The 17,024-nt window shown below is 68.7% G+C and carries 23 protein-coding genes and 1 tRNA gene; 12 read left to right on the forward strand and 12 right to left on the reverse strand.

What is annotated here, in order from left to right; genetic code table 11:
- Positions 1-108: 108 nt before the first annotated feature.
- The 7 genes from ABN273_RS06090 to ABN273_RS06120 form a co-directional block, all read right to left on the reverse strand.
- Positions 109-1,146: a hypothetical protein gene (locus tag ABN273_RS06090; protein ID WP_349447635.1), complete on the reverse strand. Its 1,038-nt coding sequence runs from the start codon at positions 1,144-1,146 to the stop codon at positions 109-111.
- 25 nt (positions 1,147-1,171) lie between these two features.
- Complete coding sequence (locus ABN273_RS06095) at positions 1,172-1,483, reverse strand: hypothetical protein (RefSeq protein ID WP_349447636.1); 312 nt, start codon at positions 1,481-1,483, stop codon at positions 1,172-1,174.
- A 7-nt stretch (positions 1,484-1,490) separates the two neighbouring features.
- The gene (locus ABN273_RS06100; RefSeq protein WP_349447637.1) at positions 1,491-1,838 is read right to left on the reverse strand and encodes a YbaB/EbfC family nucleoid-associated protein; all 348 of its coding nucleotides are present in this window, start codon (positions 1,836-1,838) and stop codon (positions 1,491-1,493) included.
- 317 nt (positions 1,839-2,155) lie between these two features.
- A tRNA-Ser gene (locus ABN273_RS06105) sits at positions 2,156-2,242 on the reverse strand.
- A 10-nt stretch (positions 2,243-2,252) separates the two neighbouring features.
- Complete coding sequence (gene tadA, locus ABN273_RS06110) at positions 2,253-2,690, reverse strand: tRNA adenosine(34) deaminase TadA (RefSeq protein WP_349447719.1); 438 nt, start codon at positions 2,688-2,690, stop codon at positions 2,253-2,255.
- A 31-nt stretch (positions 2,691-2,721) separates the two neighbouring features.
- Positions 2,722-3,198 (reverse strand): tRNA adenosine deaminase-associated protein, encoded by a 477-nt coding sequence (locus ABN273_RS06115; protein WP_349447638.1) that lies wholly within the window; start codon positions 3,196-3,198, stop codon positions 2,722-2,724.
- A 17-nt stretch (positions 3,199-3,215) separates the two neighbouring features.
- Positions 3,216-3,731, reverse strand: a complete 516-nt coding sequence (locus ABN273_RS06120) for a tRNA adenosine deaminase-associated protein (protein ID WP_502910944.1) — start codon at positions 3,729-3,731, stop codon at positions 3,216-3,218.
- 185 nt (positions 3,732-3,916) lie between these two features.
- Here ABN273_RS06120 and upp point away from each other — a divergent pair, with 185 nt between their 5' ends.
- The 7 genes from upp (at position 3,917) to ABN273_RS06155 (ending at position 8,462) form a co-directional block, all read left to right on the forward strand.
- Positions 3,917-4,555: a uracil phosphoribosyltransferase gene (upp, locus tag ABN273_RS06125; RefSeq protein ID WP_349447640.1), complete on the forward strand. Its 639-nt coding sequence runs from the start codon at positions 3,917-3,919 to the stop codon at positions 4,553-4,555.
- A 122-nt stretch (positions 4,556-4,677) separates the two neighbouring features.
- Positions 4,678-4,902 carry a hypothetical protein gene (locus ABN273_RS06130; RefSeq protein ID WP_349447641.1) on the forward strand — a complete coding sequence of 75 codons (225 nt, stop codon included), beginning with the start codon at positions 4,678-4,680 and terminating at the stop codon, positions 4,900-4,902.
- A gap of 72 nt (positions 4,903-4,974) precedes the next feature.
- The gene (locus tag ABN273_RS06135; protein ID WP_344999800.1) at positions 4,975-5,157 is read left to right on the forward strand and encodes a hypothetical protein; all 183 of its coding nucleotides are present in this window, start codon (positions 4,975-4,977) and stop codon (positions 5,155-5,157) included.
- A complete protein-coding gene (locus tag ABN273_RS06140; RefSeq protein ID WP_349447642.1) occupies positions 5,154-5,687 on the forward strand; it encodes a PH domain-containing protein in 534 nt (177 codons plus the stop codon). Before ABN273_RS06135 ends, ABN273_RS06140 begins: the two co-directional genes overlap by 4 nt.
- A 95-nt stretch (positions 5,688-5,782) precedes the next feature.
- A complete protein-coding gene (locus tag ABN273_RS06145) occupies positions 5,783-7,126 on the forward strand; it encodes a helix-turn-helix domain-containing protein (RefSeq protein WP_349447643.1) in 1,344 nt (447 codons plus the stop codon).
- Positions 7,127-7,225: 99 nt separating this feature from the next.
- On the forward strand, positions 7,226-7,900 hold the full coding sequence (locus tag ABN273_RS06150; protein ID WP_349447644.1) for a FadR/GntR family transcriptional regulator: 675 nt from the start codon (positions 7,226-7,228) through the stop codon (positions 7,898-7,900).
- Between the two features lie 109 nt (positions 7,901-8,009).
- Positions 8,010-8,462 (forward strand): universal stress protein, encoded by a 453-nt coding sequence (locus ABN273_RS06155; RefSeq protein ID WP_349447645.1) that lies wholly within the window; start codon positions 8,010-8,012, stop codon positions 8,460-8,462.
- 74 nt (positions 8,463-8,536) lie between these two features.
- Here ABN273_RS06155 and soxR read toward each other — a convergent pair whose 3' ends face one another.
- Together soxR and ABN273_RS06165 are read right to left on the reverse strand one after the other, a co-directional pair.
- Positions 8,537-9,085 (reverse strand): redox-sensitive transcriptional activator SoxR, encoded by a 549-nt coding sequence (gene soxR, locus ABN273_RS06160; RefSeq protein WP_349447646.1) that lies wholly within the window; start codon positions 9,083-9,085, stop codon positions 8,537-8,539.
- A gap of 9 nt (positions 9,086-9,094) precedes the next feature.
- The gene (locus tag ABN273_RS06165; protein WP_349447648.1) at positions 9,095-9,526 is read right to left on the reverse strand and encodes an Lrp/AsnC family transcriptional regulator; all 432 of its coding nucleotides are present in this window, start codon (positions 9,524-9,526) and stop codon (positions 9,095-9,097) included.
- 56 nt (positions 9,527-9,582) lie between these two features.
- Between ABN273_RS06165 and ABN273_RS06170 the strand changes: the two genes are divergently transcribed.
- A complete protein-coding gene (locus ABN273_RS06170; RefSeq protein ID WP_349447649.1) occupies positions 9,583-10,497 on the forward strand; it encodes an SMP-30/gluconolactonase/LRE family protein in 915 nt (304 codons plus the stop codon).
- A 2-nt stretch (positions 10,498-10,499) separates the two neighbouring features.
- On the opposite strand, the gene ABN273_RS06175 is transcribed toward ABN273_RS06170, so the two are convergent.
- Both ABN273_RS06175 and ABN273_RS06180 read right to left on the reverse strand, forming a co-directional pair.
- Positions 10,500-11,228 (reverse strand): ABC transporter permease, encoded by a 729-nt coding sequence (locus ABN273_RS06175; protein ID WP_349447650.1) that lies wholly within the window; start codon positions 11,226-11,228, stop codon positions 10,500-10,502.
- Entirely contained in the window at positions 11,225-12,130 is a 906-nt protein-coding gene (locus tag ABN273_RS06180; protein ID WP_349447651.1) for an ABC transporter ATP-binding protein, read from the reverse strand. Before ABN273_RS06180 ends, ABN273_RS06175 begins: the two co-directional genes overlap by 4 nt.
- A 109-nt stretch (positions 12,131-12,239) precedes the next feature.
- Between ABN273_RS06180 and ABN273_RS06185 the strand changes: the two genes are divergently transcribed.
- The 3 genes from ABN273_RS06185 to dnaN all read left to right on the forward strand — a co-directional run bounded on the left by ABN273_RS06185 (position 12,240) and on the right by dnaN (position 15,515).
- Positions 12,240-13,670, forward strand: coding sequence for a sensor histidine kinase (locus ABN273_RS06185; RefSeq protein WP_349447652.1), 1,431 nt, complete (start codon positions 12,240-12,242; stop codon positions 13,668-13,670).
- On the forward strand, positions 13,670-14,317 hold the full coding sequence (locus ABN273_RS06190; protein WP_349447653.1) for a response regulator transcription factor: 648 nt from the start codon (positions 13,670-13,672) through the stop codon (positions 14,315-14,317). Before ABN273_RS06185 ends, ABN273_RS06190 begins: the two co-directional genes overlap by 1 nt.
- Positions 14,318-14,417: 100 nt before the next feature.
- Entirely contained in the window at positions 14,418-15,515 is a 1,098-nt protein-coding gene (dnaN, locus tag ABN273_RS06195; protein ID WP_349447654.1) for a DNA polymerase III subunit beta, read from the forward strand.
- A 4-nt stretch (positions 15,516-15,519) separates the two neighbouring features.
- Here the strand turns inward: dnaN and ABN273_RS06200 are convergent, their stop codons facing one another.
- On the reverse strand, positions 15,520-15,987 hold the full coding sequence (locus tag ABN273_RS06200) for a MarR family winged helix-turn-helix transcriptional regulator (protein ID WP_349447655.1): 468 nt from the start codon (positions 15,985-15,987) through the stop codon (positions 15,520-15,522).
- Between the two features lie 58 nt (positions 15,988-16,045).
- Between ABN273_RS06200 and ABN273_RS06205 the strand changes: the two genes are divergently transcribed.
- The gene (locus ABN273_RS06205) at positions 16,046-16,882 is read left to right on the forward strand and encodes an SDR family oxidoreductase (protein WP_349447656.1); all 837 of its coding nucleotides are present in this window, start codon (positions 16,046-16,048) and stop codon (positions 16,880-16,882) included.
- The last annotated feature ends 142 nt before the right edge of the window (positions 16,883-17,024 follow it).

A 17,024-nucleotide genomic window follows, 5' to 3' on the forward strand; every position in this document is an offset into this window, starting at 1 on the left:
CGCGCCGCGGGTCGGGCTCCGCACTCCATGGACGAGGTCCGCACGGTCGTGGCCGCCGCCTTCGAGGCGTCCTGGTGCCGATGCCCGGCGTTTCCCGATGGGTCGCCGTCAGACGGGGTACACCTTGTAGAGGTCGTCGGGGCGTTGGATGTCCAGGCGGGCGGTCCACGCCCTGTCAGCCAGCTCGTGACGCTGGAACTTCAGTTCGTTCAGCCTCTGCTGCAGACTCTGGAGCTCGGAGGCATCCAGCCCGTGCTTCCTTGCGATGTTGAGCCCCTCGTCCACGTGGCGTCCCGCGTGGGCCAGCTGAGCGGCGGTGGGCCCGCCGAGCTGCGCTTCGACCTGCTCCAACCTTGCCGCCTGCTGGTAGAGCTTCAGCCTGGTGTCGTAGTCCAGCAGATCGTCGTAGGCCAAGCCCTTGGGGTTGGCCTTGAGGTATGCCGCAGTGGAGGCATCGTTATATGCATTGATGTCGGCGTTGACGATGCTCCTGGCGCGGCGCACGCTCACTTCGGCCTGGCTCACCTCGTGCCCGGCCTGATCCAGGCTCTGAGCGGCCCGGCCCATGGAGCTCCTGGCCTGCGCGGCATTTGCGACCCTGGTCACGTCGTGCCTTACCAAGGTGTGCCGCCATCGGTCCGCCATCAGCCGCTGCTCCGCCGCCAGGTTGTTGCCGATCTGTTGCTTGGAGGGAGTCCTGCGCAGGAGCTCGGCCAGGCGCGAGATGTGCCGGCCGACGGCCTGCCTGATGATTCTCATCCACTTTTGCACCCGTTGAGCGAACAGCCGCAACCGTGCCCGAATCGTCACCAGCACCTCCGGCCTGATGGCGGCGACCCCGGCCACCGCGGCCGCGGTCCCGGCCAGCCCGATGAGCAGGTTCTTGGCCCACTCGTGCCCGGCGAACGTGACCTTCATCACGCTCGCCGCCACCGAGACATGCAGACCATGCTCGGTGTTCCGCGGGAACACGCCGTCCTTCCCCGCCACGTGCTCGGCCAGCGCGTCGGTCGCGGCGCCGGCGTTGCTCCCGGCAGCCCGGTACGCGCGAGCGCCGTCATCGCCGACTGATCGGTGCACACCCGCCACCGACTCCAGCAGGCCGGCATGACGCGCGAGCTCGCCGGTATCCGGTGGCGGCGCCACACCTAGCATGTTGAAACCGGCCGCCTCAAGCCCAGCTGCCGCCATGGCCGAAGATCACCTCGTTCGCCTTCTCGGCCTCCCTGTCCCGGGCGCCCATCAGGGCTTGACCTTCTCCCATGTGCCCCAGATCGGCGACCCGTTCTTCGAAGCCACCGAACAACGCGCTCAAGAATGTCTGGTAAGGACCATCGAAGTCGGGATCTTGCAACAGGCTTCCGGTGCCCAGCTCCGCGCGAAAGCTCTGCAGGAATTGCTGCTGCTCATCTGTGAGCGTACGGAATTGCTGAGCGGACGCCTGCCGACCAGCCACATCCCACACGACCCCATCATCTGTCACGAATATGTCACCTCTCGTCCAGGCGACGCAGCGTCTCATCGAGGCTCGCCGTCAACCGACCGAAATCGTGGGCCGCCTGCTCTTCCATGGCGTCCAGTCGGCGCAAGAACTCTTCCATGTCGGCGCCCTCCTCAGAGGGCTCCGGAGGGTCGCCGACGCGGCTCAGCCGATCCTGCTGCGCCGCCCGTACGGCGGAGACGATGTGCTCCGCCAGGTCCTGAGACGCGAACCGCATCGCCCGCGCGTCCAGCCGCAGTCCGGCCAGCAGGCCGTCCTCACCGACGACGGCACGCACTAATCCTCCGGCGGCCTCCGCTTCACCGGTGGGCTCGTCATCCTGGTATGCCGCAGGCATGTCATCACTCCAGCCCCAAAAGCCACATCTGACGCAGAAGAGTCAAGAACATTAAAGCGCCACACCGCGTTGCTGACCACCGGCTTCGGCCTGTGAACCTTGACAGCGGCGTGTACGGCCCCGGCACGTCTTGCTGCTCAGCCGCCCGTCCGTCCACACCGTCGGCCGCCGCACGCCGATGTCGCACCCTCCGGACCCGTTACGCGGCATCCCCGTCGTCGAGACCGGCTGCGGCGGGCAGCTCACCTATCACGGGCCGGGTTGACAGACGAAGGGCCTCCGACCTGTTCGCACAGGTCGGAGGCCCTCTTCAACGGCGGTGGTGGTGGGATTTGAACCCACGGATGAGTTGCCCCATCACACGCTTTCGAGGCGTGCGCCCTCGGCCACTAGGCGACACCACCGCGCATGAGCTTACCGGATCCGCCGAGTGGCGAAGAACCGCTTTAGTACGGACGAGCACTCATCGGCCAGGACCCCCATGACGACCTCGGGCCGATGGTTGAGCCGGCGATCGCGTACGACGTCCCAGAGCGAGCCCACGGCCCCGCCCTTCTCGTCCACGGCGCCGTACACGATCCGGTCCACCCTGGCCTGCACCGCGGCGCCCGCGCACATCGTGCAGGGCTCCAGCGTCACGACGAGTGTGCAGCCGTTCAGGCGCCACTGGCCGCGCCCCATGGCCGCCTGCCTGAGCGCGAGCACCTCGGCGTGGGCCGTCGGGTCGGCCGAGGACTCGCGGTCGTTGCCCGCCATGGACAGGACCTCGCCGAGCGGGCCGAGCACGACCGCGCCCACGGGGATCTCACCGCCGGCGCCCGCCGTGACGGCCTCCGCCAGCGCCAGGCGCATGGCCTCCTCGTACGTCACGGCGAGAGCCAGATCACCGCAGCCGGTCGAGCTCGTCGGCGAAGGACAGCCGCTCGGCGATCACCGACAGGATGTCGGCCGGCAGCACGCCCTCCTCCATGCTCAGCTCCAGCAGCTCCTCCGAGCTCACCCCGAGGTCGCTGAGCAGCTCGAAGTCGCCGGCCGGGCGCACGCCGAGGCCATTGCCCTCCTTGTCGGGCACCACGCCGGCGAACTCGGCGAACAGCTCGCCCAGGCGGTCGGAGAGCACCGCGTGCACGTCGGACAGGAAGACGCGCGGCTCGTCCTCGCCCCGGTATCGGGCGATGGCGAACCACTCGTCCTCGACCTCGACGCAGAGCAGGGCCAGCTCGTCGCCGCCGAGCCCCAGCGTCTCCGTGACCGTGTCACCGAGGTCGTCAACGATCTCGGCATCGCTCAGATCGACCTCGGCGCCGCTCCAGCCGTCGGAGGTCATGACGAAGGCCGCAGAAAAGGTGTTGGACGCCATGTCCGCGCTCCAGGGGGTCAGCCGAAGACCGATTCGATGGCACGCTCGAACGGCTCGGAGAAGCCGAGCCGCGCGGCGATGCTGGACAGCACATCTTCGGGCAGCAGGTCAATGTCGCCGGAGAGGATGCCCAGCTCCATCTCGTCCAACCCGAGATCGGCGAAGATCGACAGATCTCCGGCGGGGAGCACGGTCTCCTCGTCCTGGAGGATCTCGTCGAGCTCCTCCTCGTCCGGCACCGGCACGTCCAGGTAGTCGAGAACCTGGCGTGCCAGCGGGAAGTCCCAGGAGGCGGCGATGTCGGACAGGAAGACGTCCACCCGCTCGCCAAGGACCCGCAGCGCCACGAAGAACTCATCCCCCACGGCGACCAGGCCAATCGTGCCGCTCTCGCTCGGCTGCTGGCGCAGGGCGTGGATGAGCCCCTTCAGGTCGGACGTGAGCGTGGCCGGCAGGAGCTCGGCATCCCAGCGATCGTCCTCGCGGTAGACCACAATGGCGAAGTCGAGAGCGTCTTCGTCTGTCATCGCCATCTCCACCCGACCTCTGACCCGACAGATATCACCAGCACCCAATCGTTCCAGAACCGGCCACTCGGCGTGTGGCTCTCCGACCAAATTGTGATCAAAACCAATGACTCCGAGGCGGCCGCGCTCTGTGATCATCCGCAGCCGGCAGGGGTCCACATCATTGTCCACCACCAGATACGTTGTCCCTTATGGAAACCCTCGTCGTAGATCATCCGCTCGTGGCGCACAAGCTGACCACGCTGCGTGATGTCCGCACCGACTCGCCGACCTTCCGCAGGCTCGCCGACGAGCTGGTGACGCTGCTGGCGTACGAGGCCACCCGCGACGTGCGGGTCACCGACGTCACCGTCGAGACGCCGGTCGCCCCGGCGCACGGCGTCCGGCTGGCCAAGCCCCAGCCGCTGGTCGTGCCCATCCTGCGCGCGGGGCTCGGCATGCTCGACGGCATGACCAGGCTGCTGCCCACGGCCGAGGTCGGGTTCCTCGGCATGATCAGGAACGAGTCCACGCTCAAGGCCGAGACGTACGCCACGCGGCTGCCCGACGACCTCTCGGGCCGGCAGTGTTTCGTCGTCGACCCCATGCTGGCCACCGGGGGCACGCTGGCGGCGGCCGTGCAGTTCCTGTTCGACCGGGGCGCCGTGGACGTCACGGCCATCTGCCTGCTGGCCGCTCCCGAGGGGCTGGCCTACATGGACAAGGTGTTCGCCAACTCGGGCAAGCCCATCCGTGTCGTGACCGCCGCGCTCGACGAGCGGCTCAACGAGAGCGGCTACATCGTGCCCGGCCTCGGCGACGCGGGAGACCGCCTCTACGGCGTCGTCTGATCCTGCGACGTGGGCTGAAAAGCCCCCTTCCCGTCACAAGCAGTCATCGCTTCGTTACATACTGTTGTCAGGTGGGTACGAAGAGGTAGGAAGGCAACTTCCGCATGCGCGTGGGGAGCACGATGAGCGATCACACCGAGGCGGATCCGACTCCGTACGCGGAGGTGGAGACGGTGCTGCGCGACGAGTTCGCCGGCATCCACTCCGCGACCACCGTAACGCGGTGCGTCGAGGCGGCGCACTACGGCGCGCTGGAGGTCACCGGTTACGCCCATCCGAGCCTTGTTGAGCGCATCGCGCGCAAGCACCTTCACGTCCTGGCCCTGGTGGCCAGCGAACGAGGCTAAGCAAGATCAAAACTATCCCGTCAAGTCACCTTTACCCGGGCAGCCGGGTGGGTAATGTATAGGGCGGGTGGAGTGGGTAAGGGCACGGAGGCAACGGTGCAGGTCAAAAAAGTCCTCACATACGGTGGCATCGCATTTGTGGCGTACTACCTGTTCGCGCGTCCATCTGACGCCGCGGACTCGGTGAAGGGAGCGTTCGACACAGTGTTCAACGCGGCTGACTCGCTGGCGCAATTTGTGAACAGCCTCTCATGAGACTTGTGACCCACGGGGACTCCGCTCCGTCGTCGGTCAACCGCTACCTCCTCCCCCAAGAACAGCAGTTCATCATGGTCCGGCGGCATCCTGCCATCCTGCTGCGCCCGGTCGCCGAGGTGCTCGCCGGCCTGATCGTCGCCGGCTTGCTCAGCAAGGTCTTCGGCGGCAGCGATCAGGGTGGCACGGCGCTGGTCGTCGTGTGGTGGCTGTGGCTCCTGCTACTTGTCCGTTTCGTATGGAAAGTCGCGGAGTGGTCGGTCGATTACTTTGTGGTGACTTCCAAGCGCATGCTGCTGACCACCGGGCTCATCACCCGGAAGGTCGCGATGATGCCTTTGGGCAAGGTCACCGACATGAGCTTCCAAAGATCGCTGCTTGGGCGCATGCTCGGTTACGGTGAGTTCATCCTTGAGTCGGCCGGTCAGGATCAAGCACTGTCCACAGTTGAGTACATTCCGTATCCGGAGACCCTGTACCTCGAGGTCTGCGGCATGCTTTTTCCGAGCAAGGACGAGAGCGACGATTAATCTCCCGGCGGGGAATTCTTCAGCAGGGATACCCGATTCGGCTACTTCATGCAATCATTGCGTGTTGTTGACCCTTCCCCGCCTTGAGAGATGAGATGCCGAGTCAGGGAACCATCGGTGACCGCGTCCGCGGACTGCGGCTGAACAGGCGGATGTCCCAGGCCCAACTGGCCGGACCCGACCTGTCTGACAGTTATGTCTCGCTCATTGAGTCGGGCAAGCGCACGCCGACTCCTGTCGTGGCTCGGCTGCTCGCCGAGCGGCTGGGGTGCACGACCGAGTTCCTCCTTCACGGGATCGAGCCTCGGCAGCGCATCGACACCGAGCTCGGGCTGCGCCACGCCGAGCTGGAGCTGCGGCACGGCGACCCGGCCGTCGCGGCGGACCGCTTCACGGAGATCGTGAAGGCTGCCGACGAGGAAAACGCCATGCTGACCGCGCACGCCCGGTTCGGCAGGGCGCGCGCCCTCGAAGCCCAGGGCCGCCTCGGTCAGGCTGTGGAGGCGTTCGAGCGCCTGCGCAGGGAGGCCGCGGCCCACCCCGAGCGGCTGGCCGACCTGCCGCTCACGATCGCGCTGAGCCGCTGCTACCAGCAGGCGGGCGACCGGCTGCGGGCCCGTGACCTGGCCTCCGCCGCGCTCCAGCAGGCCGTGCGGCTGTCCATCACGCAGGGCGAGATCGCCATCGACCTGGCCGCCGCGCTGGTCGAGGCGCGCAGCGAGCGCGAGAGCGACTCCCCCGAGCTCCAATACGTCAAGCGGGTGCTGGACCTGACCGGCGTTCCTGAAGTTGTGGACCGTTCCGGAGAGATTCGCGCGCTGTGGCACGCGAGTACCGCCGCCGCGGCGGGCGAGGACTCCGCCCTGGCCGTGCGCCTGGCCGACGACGCGATCATGGCGGGCCGCCAGGCCTGGCTGTCGCTGCAGCTCGCCAGGACCGCCATGCACTGGTCCAGGCTGGCCACGGTGCCGGTCGACGAGGCCGAGCGGCTCATCGCGGCCGCGTCCAAGGCGTTCGCCGCCTCCCCTGCCACCAGCGGCGAGCACGGCGAGAGCCTCATCGTGCACGCGCGGGTCAGCCTGCGTGCCGGCAAGCCGGCGCGTGCGGGTGAGCTGGCGGGCGCCGCTCTTGAGCCGGTGGTCGACCGCATGGGCACGACGGCTGCCGAGGCCCACCTCGTCCTGGCCACCATCGCGATCGAGCTCGGCGGCGACGCTTCCACGCATCTGGGCAACGCGCACCGGGCGCTCGACGCGCTCGACCGGCCGGTGTTCGGCTCGGATCGGCAGGCCGCCCGTTGCTGGCGCGAGCTCGGCGATCTGTACGGTCAGGTCGAGTCCAGAGCACAGCAGACGGCCGCATATCGTAAAGCGCTCGAAGCCGCCGGAGTCCGCTCCGCGCTGGCAGGGGTGACGGTAGACGCCGCAGTTTCCCGCTGAACCTCCCCGGGCTCCGATTTGGCGTTTGGAGCGTGGAATAATTAGGGTCTACCAGTCATTGACTCATAGGATGATTGGTTTCCCCGGAGGAGGCGGACTGTGAGTCTGCGTACGGCGCAGCGGGCTTCGCTCGTCGACCAGGTGATCGATCAGCTCAAGGAGCAGATCACCTCAGGGTCGTGGCCGATGAACGGCAAGATCCCGACCGAGACGGTGCTCGCCGAGCAACTCGGGGTGGGTCGCAACACCGTTCGGGAGGCCGTACGCGCGCTCACGCACGCCGGGCTGCTCGAGTGCCGTCAGGGGGACGGCACTTACGTCCGCGCGACCAGCGAGCTGTCCGGCGCGATGCTGCGCCGGCTCAAGCAGGCCGAGCAGCTGGAGATCCTCGAGGTACGGCGCGCGCTCGAGGTCGAGTCGGCGCGCCTGGCCGCGACCCGGCGCACCGACGACGACATCAAGCACATCGAGGCGGCGCTGGCCGAGCGGGACCGGGCCTGGGAGCTGGACGACCCCGACTTCTTCGTGGAGGCCGACCTGGCTTTCCACATGGCCGTGGCGCACGCGACGCACAACCTGGTGCTGATCGACCTGTACGAGGACTTCTCGGCGGCTCTGCGGGCCAGCATCACGGCGGCGGGCACTTCGCTCAACAAGACCTACATCCCGCACGACGCCATCGCGCGCGCCATCGCGGCGGGCGACGCGGCGGCGGCCGAGCGGGCCGGCCACGCCTGCATGGAGCACATCCTCATCGCCCTCACCGAGTCCTGACTGCCTGCCACCCCTAAACGGGTGTGACAAAACAGACAACTCCCCCAGGAATGGCACCTGATCGCTTCAGTGCTCTAGCGAAAGAGCGAATAGCGAAAGGGAAAACGTCATGACCATTCTTGTCGCCTACGACGGCTCCGCCGATTCGCGCGCCGCGATCGAGTTCGCGGCCAAGCACCTCGCCGCCGAGCCCACCGTCGTCATCACGGTGTGGGAGCCGCTGCTCGTCCAGCTCAAGAAGTATCCGCTGGCCGCGGCCGCCATTGACCCGGGCACCGAGGACGAGGCGAAGGCCCTGGCCGAGCAGCACGCCAGGGAGGGGGCCGAGCTGGCGATCGCCTCCGGGCTCACCGACGTCACCTACCGGGCGGTGGCCGACAACGAGTCGATCTGGAAGAGGATTGTGGACGTGGCGGACGAGATCGACGCCTCGTTGATCGTCACGGGCTCGCGCGGTCTGGCCGGGGTCAGGTCGGTGCTGCTCGGCAGCGTGTCCAACCACGTGCTGCACCACGCGCACCGGCCGACCCTCATCGTCCCGCCCGCCAAGACCCCTCGCTGAGCCGCCCCCTCGGCCCTCAGCCAACGCGCCGCCGTACTTCGGCTGGTCTGTGCGGAGGGGATGAGGTCCGGCCGCTACGAGGCTGCGGGAATTGTGGCGCAGGCGGCCTCTGGAGCTCCATCGGTGGCCGTGGGCGCGCACGGGCCGCCGGAGGCTTGCGGCCGGCACAGCTGGACGTCGATGCGGCGCGCGCCCGGCCCCTCGTCACCCAGCCGATCGTGCGGGTTGGCCACCGGGCACCGGTCCAGCGAGAGGCAGCCGCACCCGATGCAGTCGGTGAGGTCGTCACGCAGCCGCTGGAGCTGCTCGATCCGGTCGTCCAGCTCGCCGCGCCAGCCCGCCGACAGCCGGGCCCAGTCCTCGCGGTTGGGGGTGCGCTCGTCCGGCAGCTTGGACAGGGCGTCCTTGATGGTCTTGAGCGGGATGCCGATGCGCTGGGCCAGCCTGATGAACGCGACCCTGCGCAGGGTGTCGCGGTGGTAGCGGCGCTGGTTGCCCGCCGTACGACGACTCTTGATCAGCCCCTTGGCCTCGTAGAAGTGCAGGGCGGACACGGCGACCCCGCTGCGCTCGGCGAGCTGGCCGACCGAGAGCTCCTTTGTGTTCCAGGCGACCTTCGTCATACCTAGAGATTACTTGAGAGTTCGTTCGAAGAACGTCTCCAGCACCACGACCGTCTGCGTCCCCGTGACACCGTCCAGGCCGAACACCCGGCGCAACACGTCCTGCAGCTCCGCCGTCCCGGACGTACGGACCTTGAGCAGCACCGACGCGGGACCTGCGATCACGTGCGCCTCCTCGACCTCCGGGATCGCCGCCAGCCGGTCCGCGCTGTCGCCCATCCACGTACTGCCGTCCACCAGCACGTACGCCGTGACCGAGCGCCCGAGCGCCGCCTGGTCCACCTCGATCGTCGTGCGCCTGATCACACCGCGCTCGCGCAGCTTGCGCACCCGTTCGTGCGCGGCCCCGCTCGACAGCCCCACCGCCTTGCCGAGCACCGCGTAGGACTGCGTCGCATCTTCCAGCAGCAGGCCGATCAGCATCCTGTCGATATCATCCACTGTTAGATGGTATCCGGCGATATGCCCTTCAGGCTAAACGGCGTATGGTAGGCGGCATGACGGACACGATCCCTACTGAGTTCGAAGTGCTCGACGAGCGGTTCGCCGCGATCGGCGGAGACGACCAGATCGAACGGCTCCACACCGGCACCCGCTGGGCGGAGGGCCCTGTCTACTTCCCCGCCGGCCGGTTCCTGGTGTGGAGCGACATCCCCAACGAGCGGATGCTGCGCTGGGACGAGATGACCGGCGCGGTCGGCCCGTTCCGCCAGCCGTCCGGTTACACCAACGGCAACACGCTCGACCGTGAGGGCCGGCTGATCTCCTGCGAGCACGGCAATCGCCGCGTCACCCGTACCGAGCACGACGGCTCGATCACGGTGATCGCCGACCGCTGGGAGGGCAAGCGGTTCAACAGCCCCAACGACGTCGTGGTGCGTTCCGACGGGTCCGTCTGGTTCACCGACCCGCCGTACGGGATCATCAGCAACTACGAGGGCTGGGCCGCCGAGCAGGAGATCGACGGCTGCCACGTCTACCGCGCCGACCCGGTGACGGGCGAGGTCCGGATCGTGGCCGACGACTTCGTCCGCCCCAACGGCCTGGCGTTCTCGCTCGACGAGAGCCGGCTCTACATCGCCGACACGAGGATGAAGCACCTGCGCGTGTTCGACGTGCGCGAGGACGGCACGCTGGCGGGCGGCAAGGTCTTCGCCGAAGGCACGGAGCAGGACAACTTCGACGGCCTCCGGCTCGACGACACCGGCCGCGTCTGGGCCGCGGCAGGCAAGGCGGTGCTCTGCTACGACCCGGACGGGACGCTGATCGGCCGGCTGAAGCTGCCGGAGTTCACGTCCAACCTGGTGTTCGGCGGGCTCAAGCGCAACCGGATGTTCATCACGGCCTCGTCCTCGCTCTACTCCCTGATGACCAACGTCACCGGCGCGCGCCCGGTCTGGGCCAGGCGCTAGCCTCACTCCCACCTGAACAGCCGCACGGCCAGCCCGCCGAAGATCACCAGCCCGGCGGCCACCACCGCCAGGTGCGCGAACTGCGGCGGGTGACCCGCCCAGGTGTCCCTGAGCGCCTGGGCGAACGGCCCCGCGACGGAGTAGTCGCTGACCGCCCGCAACGTGTCCGGCATGACGTCGCGCGGCACCCACATGCCCCCAAGGAACATCAGCGGGAACATCACCGCCGACCCGATCCCCGGCGCGACCTTCGCGTTGGGCGCCAGCGCGGCGATCACCAGCCCGATGGCCTGCAGCGCGGCGCTGCCGAGCAGAAAGACCAGGACGAATCCCACCCACTGCCGCGGCGCCGCCGAGCCGAAGAGCAGCGAGCCCGTCACGATCAGCAGGACCGTGGACACCACTCCGACCGCCAGGTTGATCAGGAGCTGCACTGCCAGCAGCCGTGCCGGGTGCACGGGCGTGGTGGACATCCGCCTGAGCACCCCCTGCTCGCGGTACGCGACCAGCACCGCGGGCACCACGCTGCAGGCCAGGGTCAGCAGCGCGAGCAGCGTCATCATGCTCGGCATCTGCGTGTCCACGGCCCGCTCCCCGGACGCCGCACGCTCGGTCATCGACGGGATGCTGAGGCCCAGCACGACCAGGAGCGCGACCGGCAGCCCGATCGTGAAGATCAAGAACGGCCATTCGCGCAGGTACAGCTTGGTCTCCACGAGGAGCAGCTTCATGACAGCTTCCTTCCGGTGAGCGCGAGGAACGCGTCGTCGAGCGTGGCCTGCTCGATCCGCAGGTCTCCAGGGACGATCTGGTGCTGGGCCAGGGCGAGCGTGACGGCGGGAGCGAGGTTGCCCGTACCGCTCACCACGATCTGGTCGCCGCTCCTGGCGACCTCGCGTACCTCGGGCAGCGCCAGCAGCACGCCGTCCTCGACGGGCGCCGACGGCCGGAACCTCACCCGCTGCTCCCCGCCCAGCTGCGCGATGAGCCCGGCAGGCGTGTCGGTGGCGACCACCTTGCCCGCGTCGATGAGCGCGAGCCGGTCGCAGAGCCGCTCGGCCTCCTCCATGAAGTGGGTGACCAGCACGATCGTCACGCCCGAGTCGCGTACCTGCTCGACCAGCTCCCAGGTGTCCCTGCGCGCCTGCGGGTCGAGTCCGGTCGTCAGCTCGTCGAGCACCGCCACGCGCGGCCTGCCCACCAGGGCCAGCGCGACCGAGAGTCGCTGGCGCTGCCCGCCGGAGAGCTTCTTGAACGCCGTGTCGCGCTTGCCGGCGAGGCCGACCCGGTCGAGCAGCTCATGCCAGTTCGCCGGGTCGGGGTAGAAGGAGGCGTAGAGGTCCATGGCCTCCCACACCTTGATCTTCTCCGGGAGCGCCGCACTCTGCAGCTGCATGCCCAGCACGTGCCGCAGCTCGCCCCTGTCCAGCTGCGGGTCCAGTCCGGCCACGCGTACGGTGCCGCCGTCCGGCGCCCGCAGGCCGGCCACGCACTCCACTGTGGTGGTCTTGCCCGCGCCGTTCGGCCCGAGGATGCCGAAGATCTCACCCTCCGCGACGTCGAACGAGACGTCCTCGACCGCCAGGTGCTTCGGGTACTGCTTGCGCAGATTCCTGACTTCGATGACTTTCATGCCATCGACGCTAGAAACCCGGGATTTAGCGGGGAATCCGGCTGGGTGTCGGGCAGGGGTGTACCTAGGTGCAATGGCCGGACCGTACCCGTTGCCGCAGACTGAGAGCATGCTGTCGCGAAGGTCCGGTCAGGTCGTGACCCTGCTCGCGCTCCTCCTCATCGAGGTGCCCGCGATCGTGCTGAGCATCGCCATGCTGCTGCTGTCGCTCGCGCTGGGCATGATCTTCCTGTTCCCCCCGCAGGTCATGATGGTCAGGAGGCTCGCCGAGCTCAACCGGCGGCTGATGGGGAAGTGGGTCGGCGCCGGCATCGAGCCGCCGTACCTGCCCGAGCCCCCGCCTCCGGAGCCTCAGGCGGACGGCATGTACCGCTCCGACCGGACCCTCTACAGGACGCCGCGGATACCCGCCTGGAACAACCGGTGGAAGTGGCTGGTCAGCGACCCCGCGACCTGGCGGGACGAGGCCTGGCTGATGCTCGACCCGGTGGTGAAGGCGGCGCTGGTGCCGCTGTTCTTCCTGGTCCCCGAGCGGGGCCTGCGCGTCTACGCTCTCTGGAGCGAGCTGCTGCTCGGCGCGACCGCCGCCAGCCGCCTGGCGAGCCAGGTGAGCCACCTCAGGCGGACGCGTAACCTGGCCGCCGACTCGCAGGCGGCCGAGATGCGCAGGATCGAACGCGACCTGCACGACGGCACGCAGGCCAGGCTGGTGGCGATCGGCATGACGCTGGGCGCGGTCGAACAGCTCGTCGACGACGATCCCTCGGCGGCCAAGACCCTGCTCTCCAAGGCCAGGGAGGCCTCCGCCGAGACGCTGACCGAGCTGCGCAGGGTCATCCGCGGCATCCACCCGCCGGTGCTGGCCGAGCGCGGACTTGCCGACGCCGTGCGCGCCCTGGCCATGGACAGCCCGATGCAGGTCACGGTGGACGTCGATCTGCCGCACCGGCCGGAACCCCCGGTGGAGGCGGCGGTGTACTTCGCGGTCAGCGAGCTGCTGTCCAACGCCGCCCGGCACGGCGACGCGCGCTCGGCGACGGTGGACATCAGCTCCAACGGCCCCGACCTGCGTGTCACCGTCACCGACGACGGCCTGGGCGGCGCCGACCCGGCCAAGGGCAGCGGCCTGTCCGGCATCGAGCGGCGGCTGGCGGCTTTCGACGGGGTGCTCGCCCTGAACAGCCCGCCCGGCGGCCCCACCACCGTGACCATGGAACTGCCCCGGGCGCTGCCCGAGCACTGGGCGGGCAACCTCCCCAAGATGCCGCGCTGGAAGGCTGCCACGGTCATCCTGCTCTGGGCCACGGCCTGGTGCCCGACGTTCCCGCAGGGACTCGTGGCGGGCATCTTCAAGATCTTGGACGTCGACGAGAAGACCTGGTTCCTCGCGCTGTACATGCCCGAGGTCTGGCAGTGGCCGGTCATCCTCGGCATGATCACGCTGGGCACTTTCATGCACGCCCTGGCCATCTGGCTACCTTCCACCCACAACCGCGAGCGCTGGTTCGAACGTGTCCAACCGACCAAACTGTCGTGCTGATGAACGTACTGATCGCTGAAGACCTCTACCTGCTCAGAGACGGGCTGGTGCACCTGCTCCAGGCCCACGGCTTCTCCGTCGTGGCGGCCGTGGAGAGCGGGCCCGAGCTGCTGAAGGGCCTGCTGGAGCTCCGGCCCGACGTCTCGATCGTGGACGTGCGGCTGCCGCCCACGTTCACGGACGAGGGCCTGCAGGCCGCGCTCGCGGCCAGGGAGAAGGTGCCCGGGCTGCCGATCCTCGTGCTGTCCCAGCACGTCGAGCAGCTGTACGCGCGCGAGCTGCTGGCCGACGGCTCGGGCGCGATCGGCTACCTGCTCAAGGACCGGGTCTTCAACGCCGAGCAGTTCGTCGACGCCGTACGCCGGGTCGCCGAGGGCGGCACGGCCATGGACCCCGAGGTGATCGCCAAGCTGCTGGCCAGCAACGCCAGGCACGAGCCGCTGGCCGCGCTCACGCCGCGCGAGCGGGAGGTGCTCGAGGCCATGGCGGAAGGGCGCTCCAACGCCGCCATCTGCCAGCGGCTCTACCTCAGTGAGAGCGCCGTGGCCAAGCACACGGCCGCCATCTTCGCCAAGCTGGGGCTCGCGCCGTCGGACGACGACAACCGCCGCGTGCTCGCCGTACTCGCCTATCTCAACAGCCGCTAGGACCCTCCACCTGGGGTTGGCCATCCCGCGAGACCGCCCAGACTTGTCGGTCGCACCGGCTATTTTCATAGAGGCAGGCGCGACGAAGGGGTGGTAACAGGTGAAGATCCGGGTTAACCGCGATGTTCTGGCAGATGCGGTGGCGTGGGCCGCCCGAGTTCTGCCCGCCCGGCCTGTGGTGCCCGTCCTGTCCGGGCTGCTGTTGGAAGCGAGCGACGAGCTGACCCTGTCCGCGTTCGACTACGACGTCTCGGCCAGGGCGGCGGTCGACGCCGACGTGGCCGAGGAGGGCCGGGTGCTCATCCCGGGCCGGCTGCTGGCCGAGATCAGCAGGAGCCTGCCCGCCGACGACGTGGAGATCGTCACGGAGGGCCCCGAGGCGGTCCTGACCTGCGGCACCGCGGAGTTCGGGCTGATCACGATGCCGGTCGAAGACTTCCCGACCATGCCCATCATGCCGCCCAGCATCGGCGCCATCGGCGGCGGCGTGTTCGCCTCTGCCGTCGGCCAGGTCGCGCCCGCGGCCAGCCGGGACGACACCTTGCCGATGCTCACCGGCATCAGGGTCGACATCGAGGGCGAGTCCGTGGCGATGGCGGCCACCGACCGCTACCGCATCGCGGCCCGCGACTTCACCTGGCGCCCGGCCAGCCCCGGCCTCGCCGTCTCCGCCATGGTCCCGGCCCGGGTGCTGGTCGAGGTGGCCAAGTCGCTGCGCGGCGGCGAGGTGTCGATGGCGATGGGCGACGGGGTTGCCGGGTTCGAGAGCGTCGGGCGCAGCACGACCGTGCGGCTGCTCGACGAGCAGTTCATCGACTATCGATCCAGGCTGATCTCCGACTGGTCGATCAGGGCCGACGTGGCCGTGGCGCCGTTCGTCAACGCGATCAAGCGGGTGGCCCTGGTGGCCGAGCGCAACACCGCGATCCGGCTGTCGTTCAGCCAGGGGCGGGTCCTCATCCAGGCCGGCGGCGGCGACATCGGGCGCGGCGCCGAGGTGGTCGACTGCGAGCTGCGCGGCGACGACATCCAGATCGCCTTCCAGTCGCAGTTCCTGCTCGACGGGCTGACCGGGATCGAGAGCGAGCTGGCCCGCATCAACATGGAGTCGCCGACCAGGCCCGCCCTGATCCAGGACGTGCCCGGCGACGCCGATCCCGCCTTCCGCTACCTCGTCATGTCCCTGCGCCAGGCCTGAGCCGTCACTTCTGCCGGCCCCCGCCCGCCTGGCGCTCGGCGACCAGCTTGAACACCCTCTTGAACTCCGCGTACGCCTGCTCGCCCACGGCCTCGGCGTGGTCCGCCTCCATGGCGGCGATTATCGCGTCCGACCTGACCATGTGGTCGCGCCCCTTATCGGTGGGCACGATCAGCTTGGCCCGCCGGTCGGCCGGGTCGGGCTGCCGTTCCACGTAGCCGAGCTCCACCAGCTCGTCCACCAGCGTGCCGATCACCTGCTTGTGCTGGCCCGACTGCGCGGCCAGGTCCGTGGCCCTGCTGCCCGCCTCGTCAAGGTACGCCAGCACCGCCCCGTGCCGCGGCCGCAGCCCCGGATGCCCCTGCTCGGCCAGCGTATCGAACAGCTCATGTTGCAGGCCGAAAAGCGTCCTGCTCGACAGGATGCCGAGATCGGGCTCGTCCTGCTTGCGCCGGCTCCTGCGCACCGTCACACCCTCCTTTTAGTCACCGAGCTTGATTGTCACTAAATCTTACTATATTGTCGGCTGCATGAGCATCTTGATCACTGGTGCCAACGGCACCGTTTCCAGCGCTGTCCTTCGTTCCCTGTCCGGCACCGCGGACGTGCGGGTCCTGGTGCGCGACGCGGCCAAGGCGCCGTCGGGCGTGGCGGTCGCGGTCGGCGACCTGGACGACCCCGCCACGCTCGACCAGGCTTTCGAGGGTGTCGAAACGCTGTGGCTGCTGACCGCCATGGGCCCGCAGGCGCCGCACGCCAGCATGAACGCCGTCTGGGCGGCGCGAAAGGCGGGAGTGCGCCACGTCGTACGCATGTCGGCCATCGGCGCCGCCCACGACGCACCGACCCGCAACGGCCGCCTGCACGCCCTGTCGGACGTCGAGCTCGCGGCCTCAGGCCTCGACTGGACCGTCATCCGCCCGGCCTTCTTCATGCAGAACCTTTTCGGCTCGGTCAACGGCGACACCTTGTACGGCGGGACGGGCGAAGGCCGGCTCGGCATGATCGACGTAAGCGACATCGGCGACTTCGCCGCCGCCGTCCTGCGCGCTCCCGCACAGCACAAGGGCAGCACCTACACTCTCACGGGCCCGGCCAGCATCTCACTGGGTGACGTCGCCGCCGAACTCGGCAAGGTGTACGGCACGCCGATCGCCTACCAGCCGGTGACGCCGGACGACGCTCGCCGGTCGATGCTGGACGCGGGCCTGCCTTCGTGGGTGGCCGCGGTCACCCAGGAGTACCTCACGGCGTACTCGGCGGGGTGGGGTGACTACACGACCCCCGACTTCGAGAAGGTGATGGGCCGCCCGGCCCGGTCGTTCGCCGACTTCGCCCGCGACCACGCCGCCCAGCTCCGCCCATGACCCATCACCCGCCGGACAAGCCGTGTCCGTAAAGCTTGTTACCAGGGTGTTCGACTGGTGAGAAGATCGGGGGTGCTCCGAATAGCGAACGCAGTACTCGCAAGATTACCGGGACCGCTGCACGCACTTGCGCTGAAGCACC

Source organism: Nonomuraea sp. B19D2 (assembly GCF_040137845.1).
Classification (GTDB): domain Bacteria; phylum Actinomycetota; class Actinomycetes; order Streptosporangiales; family Streptosporangiaceae; genus Nonomuraea.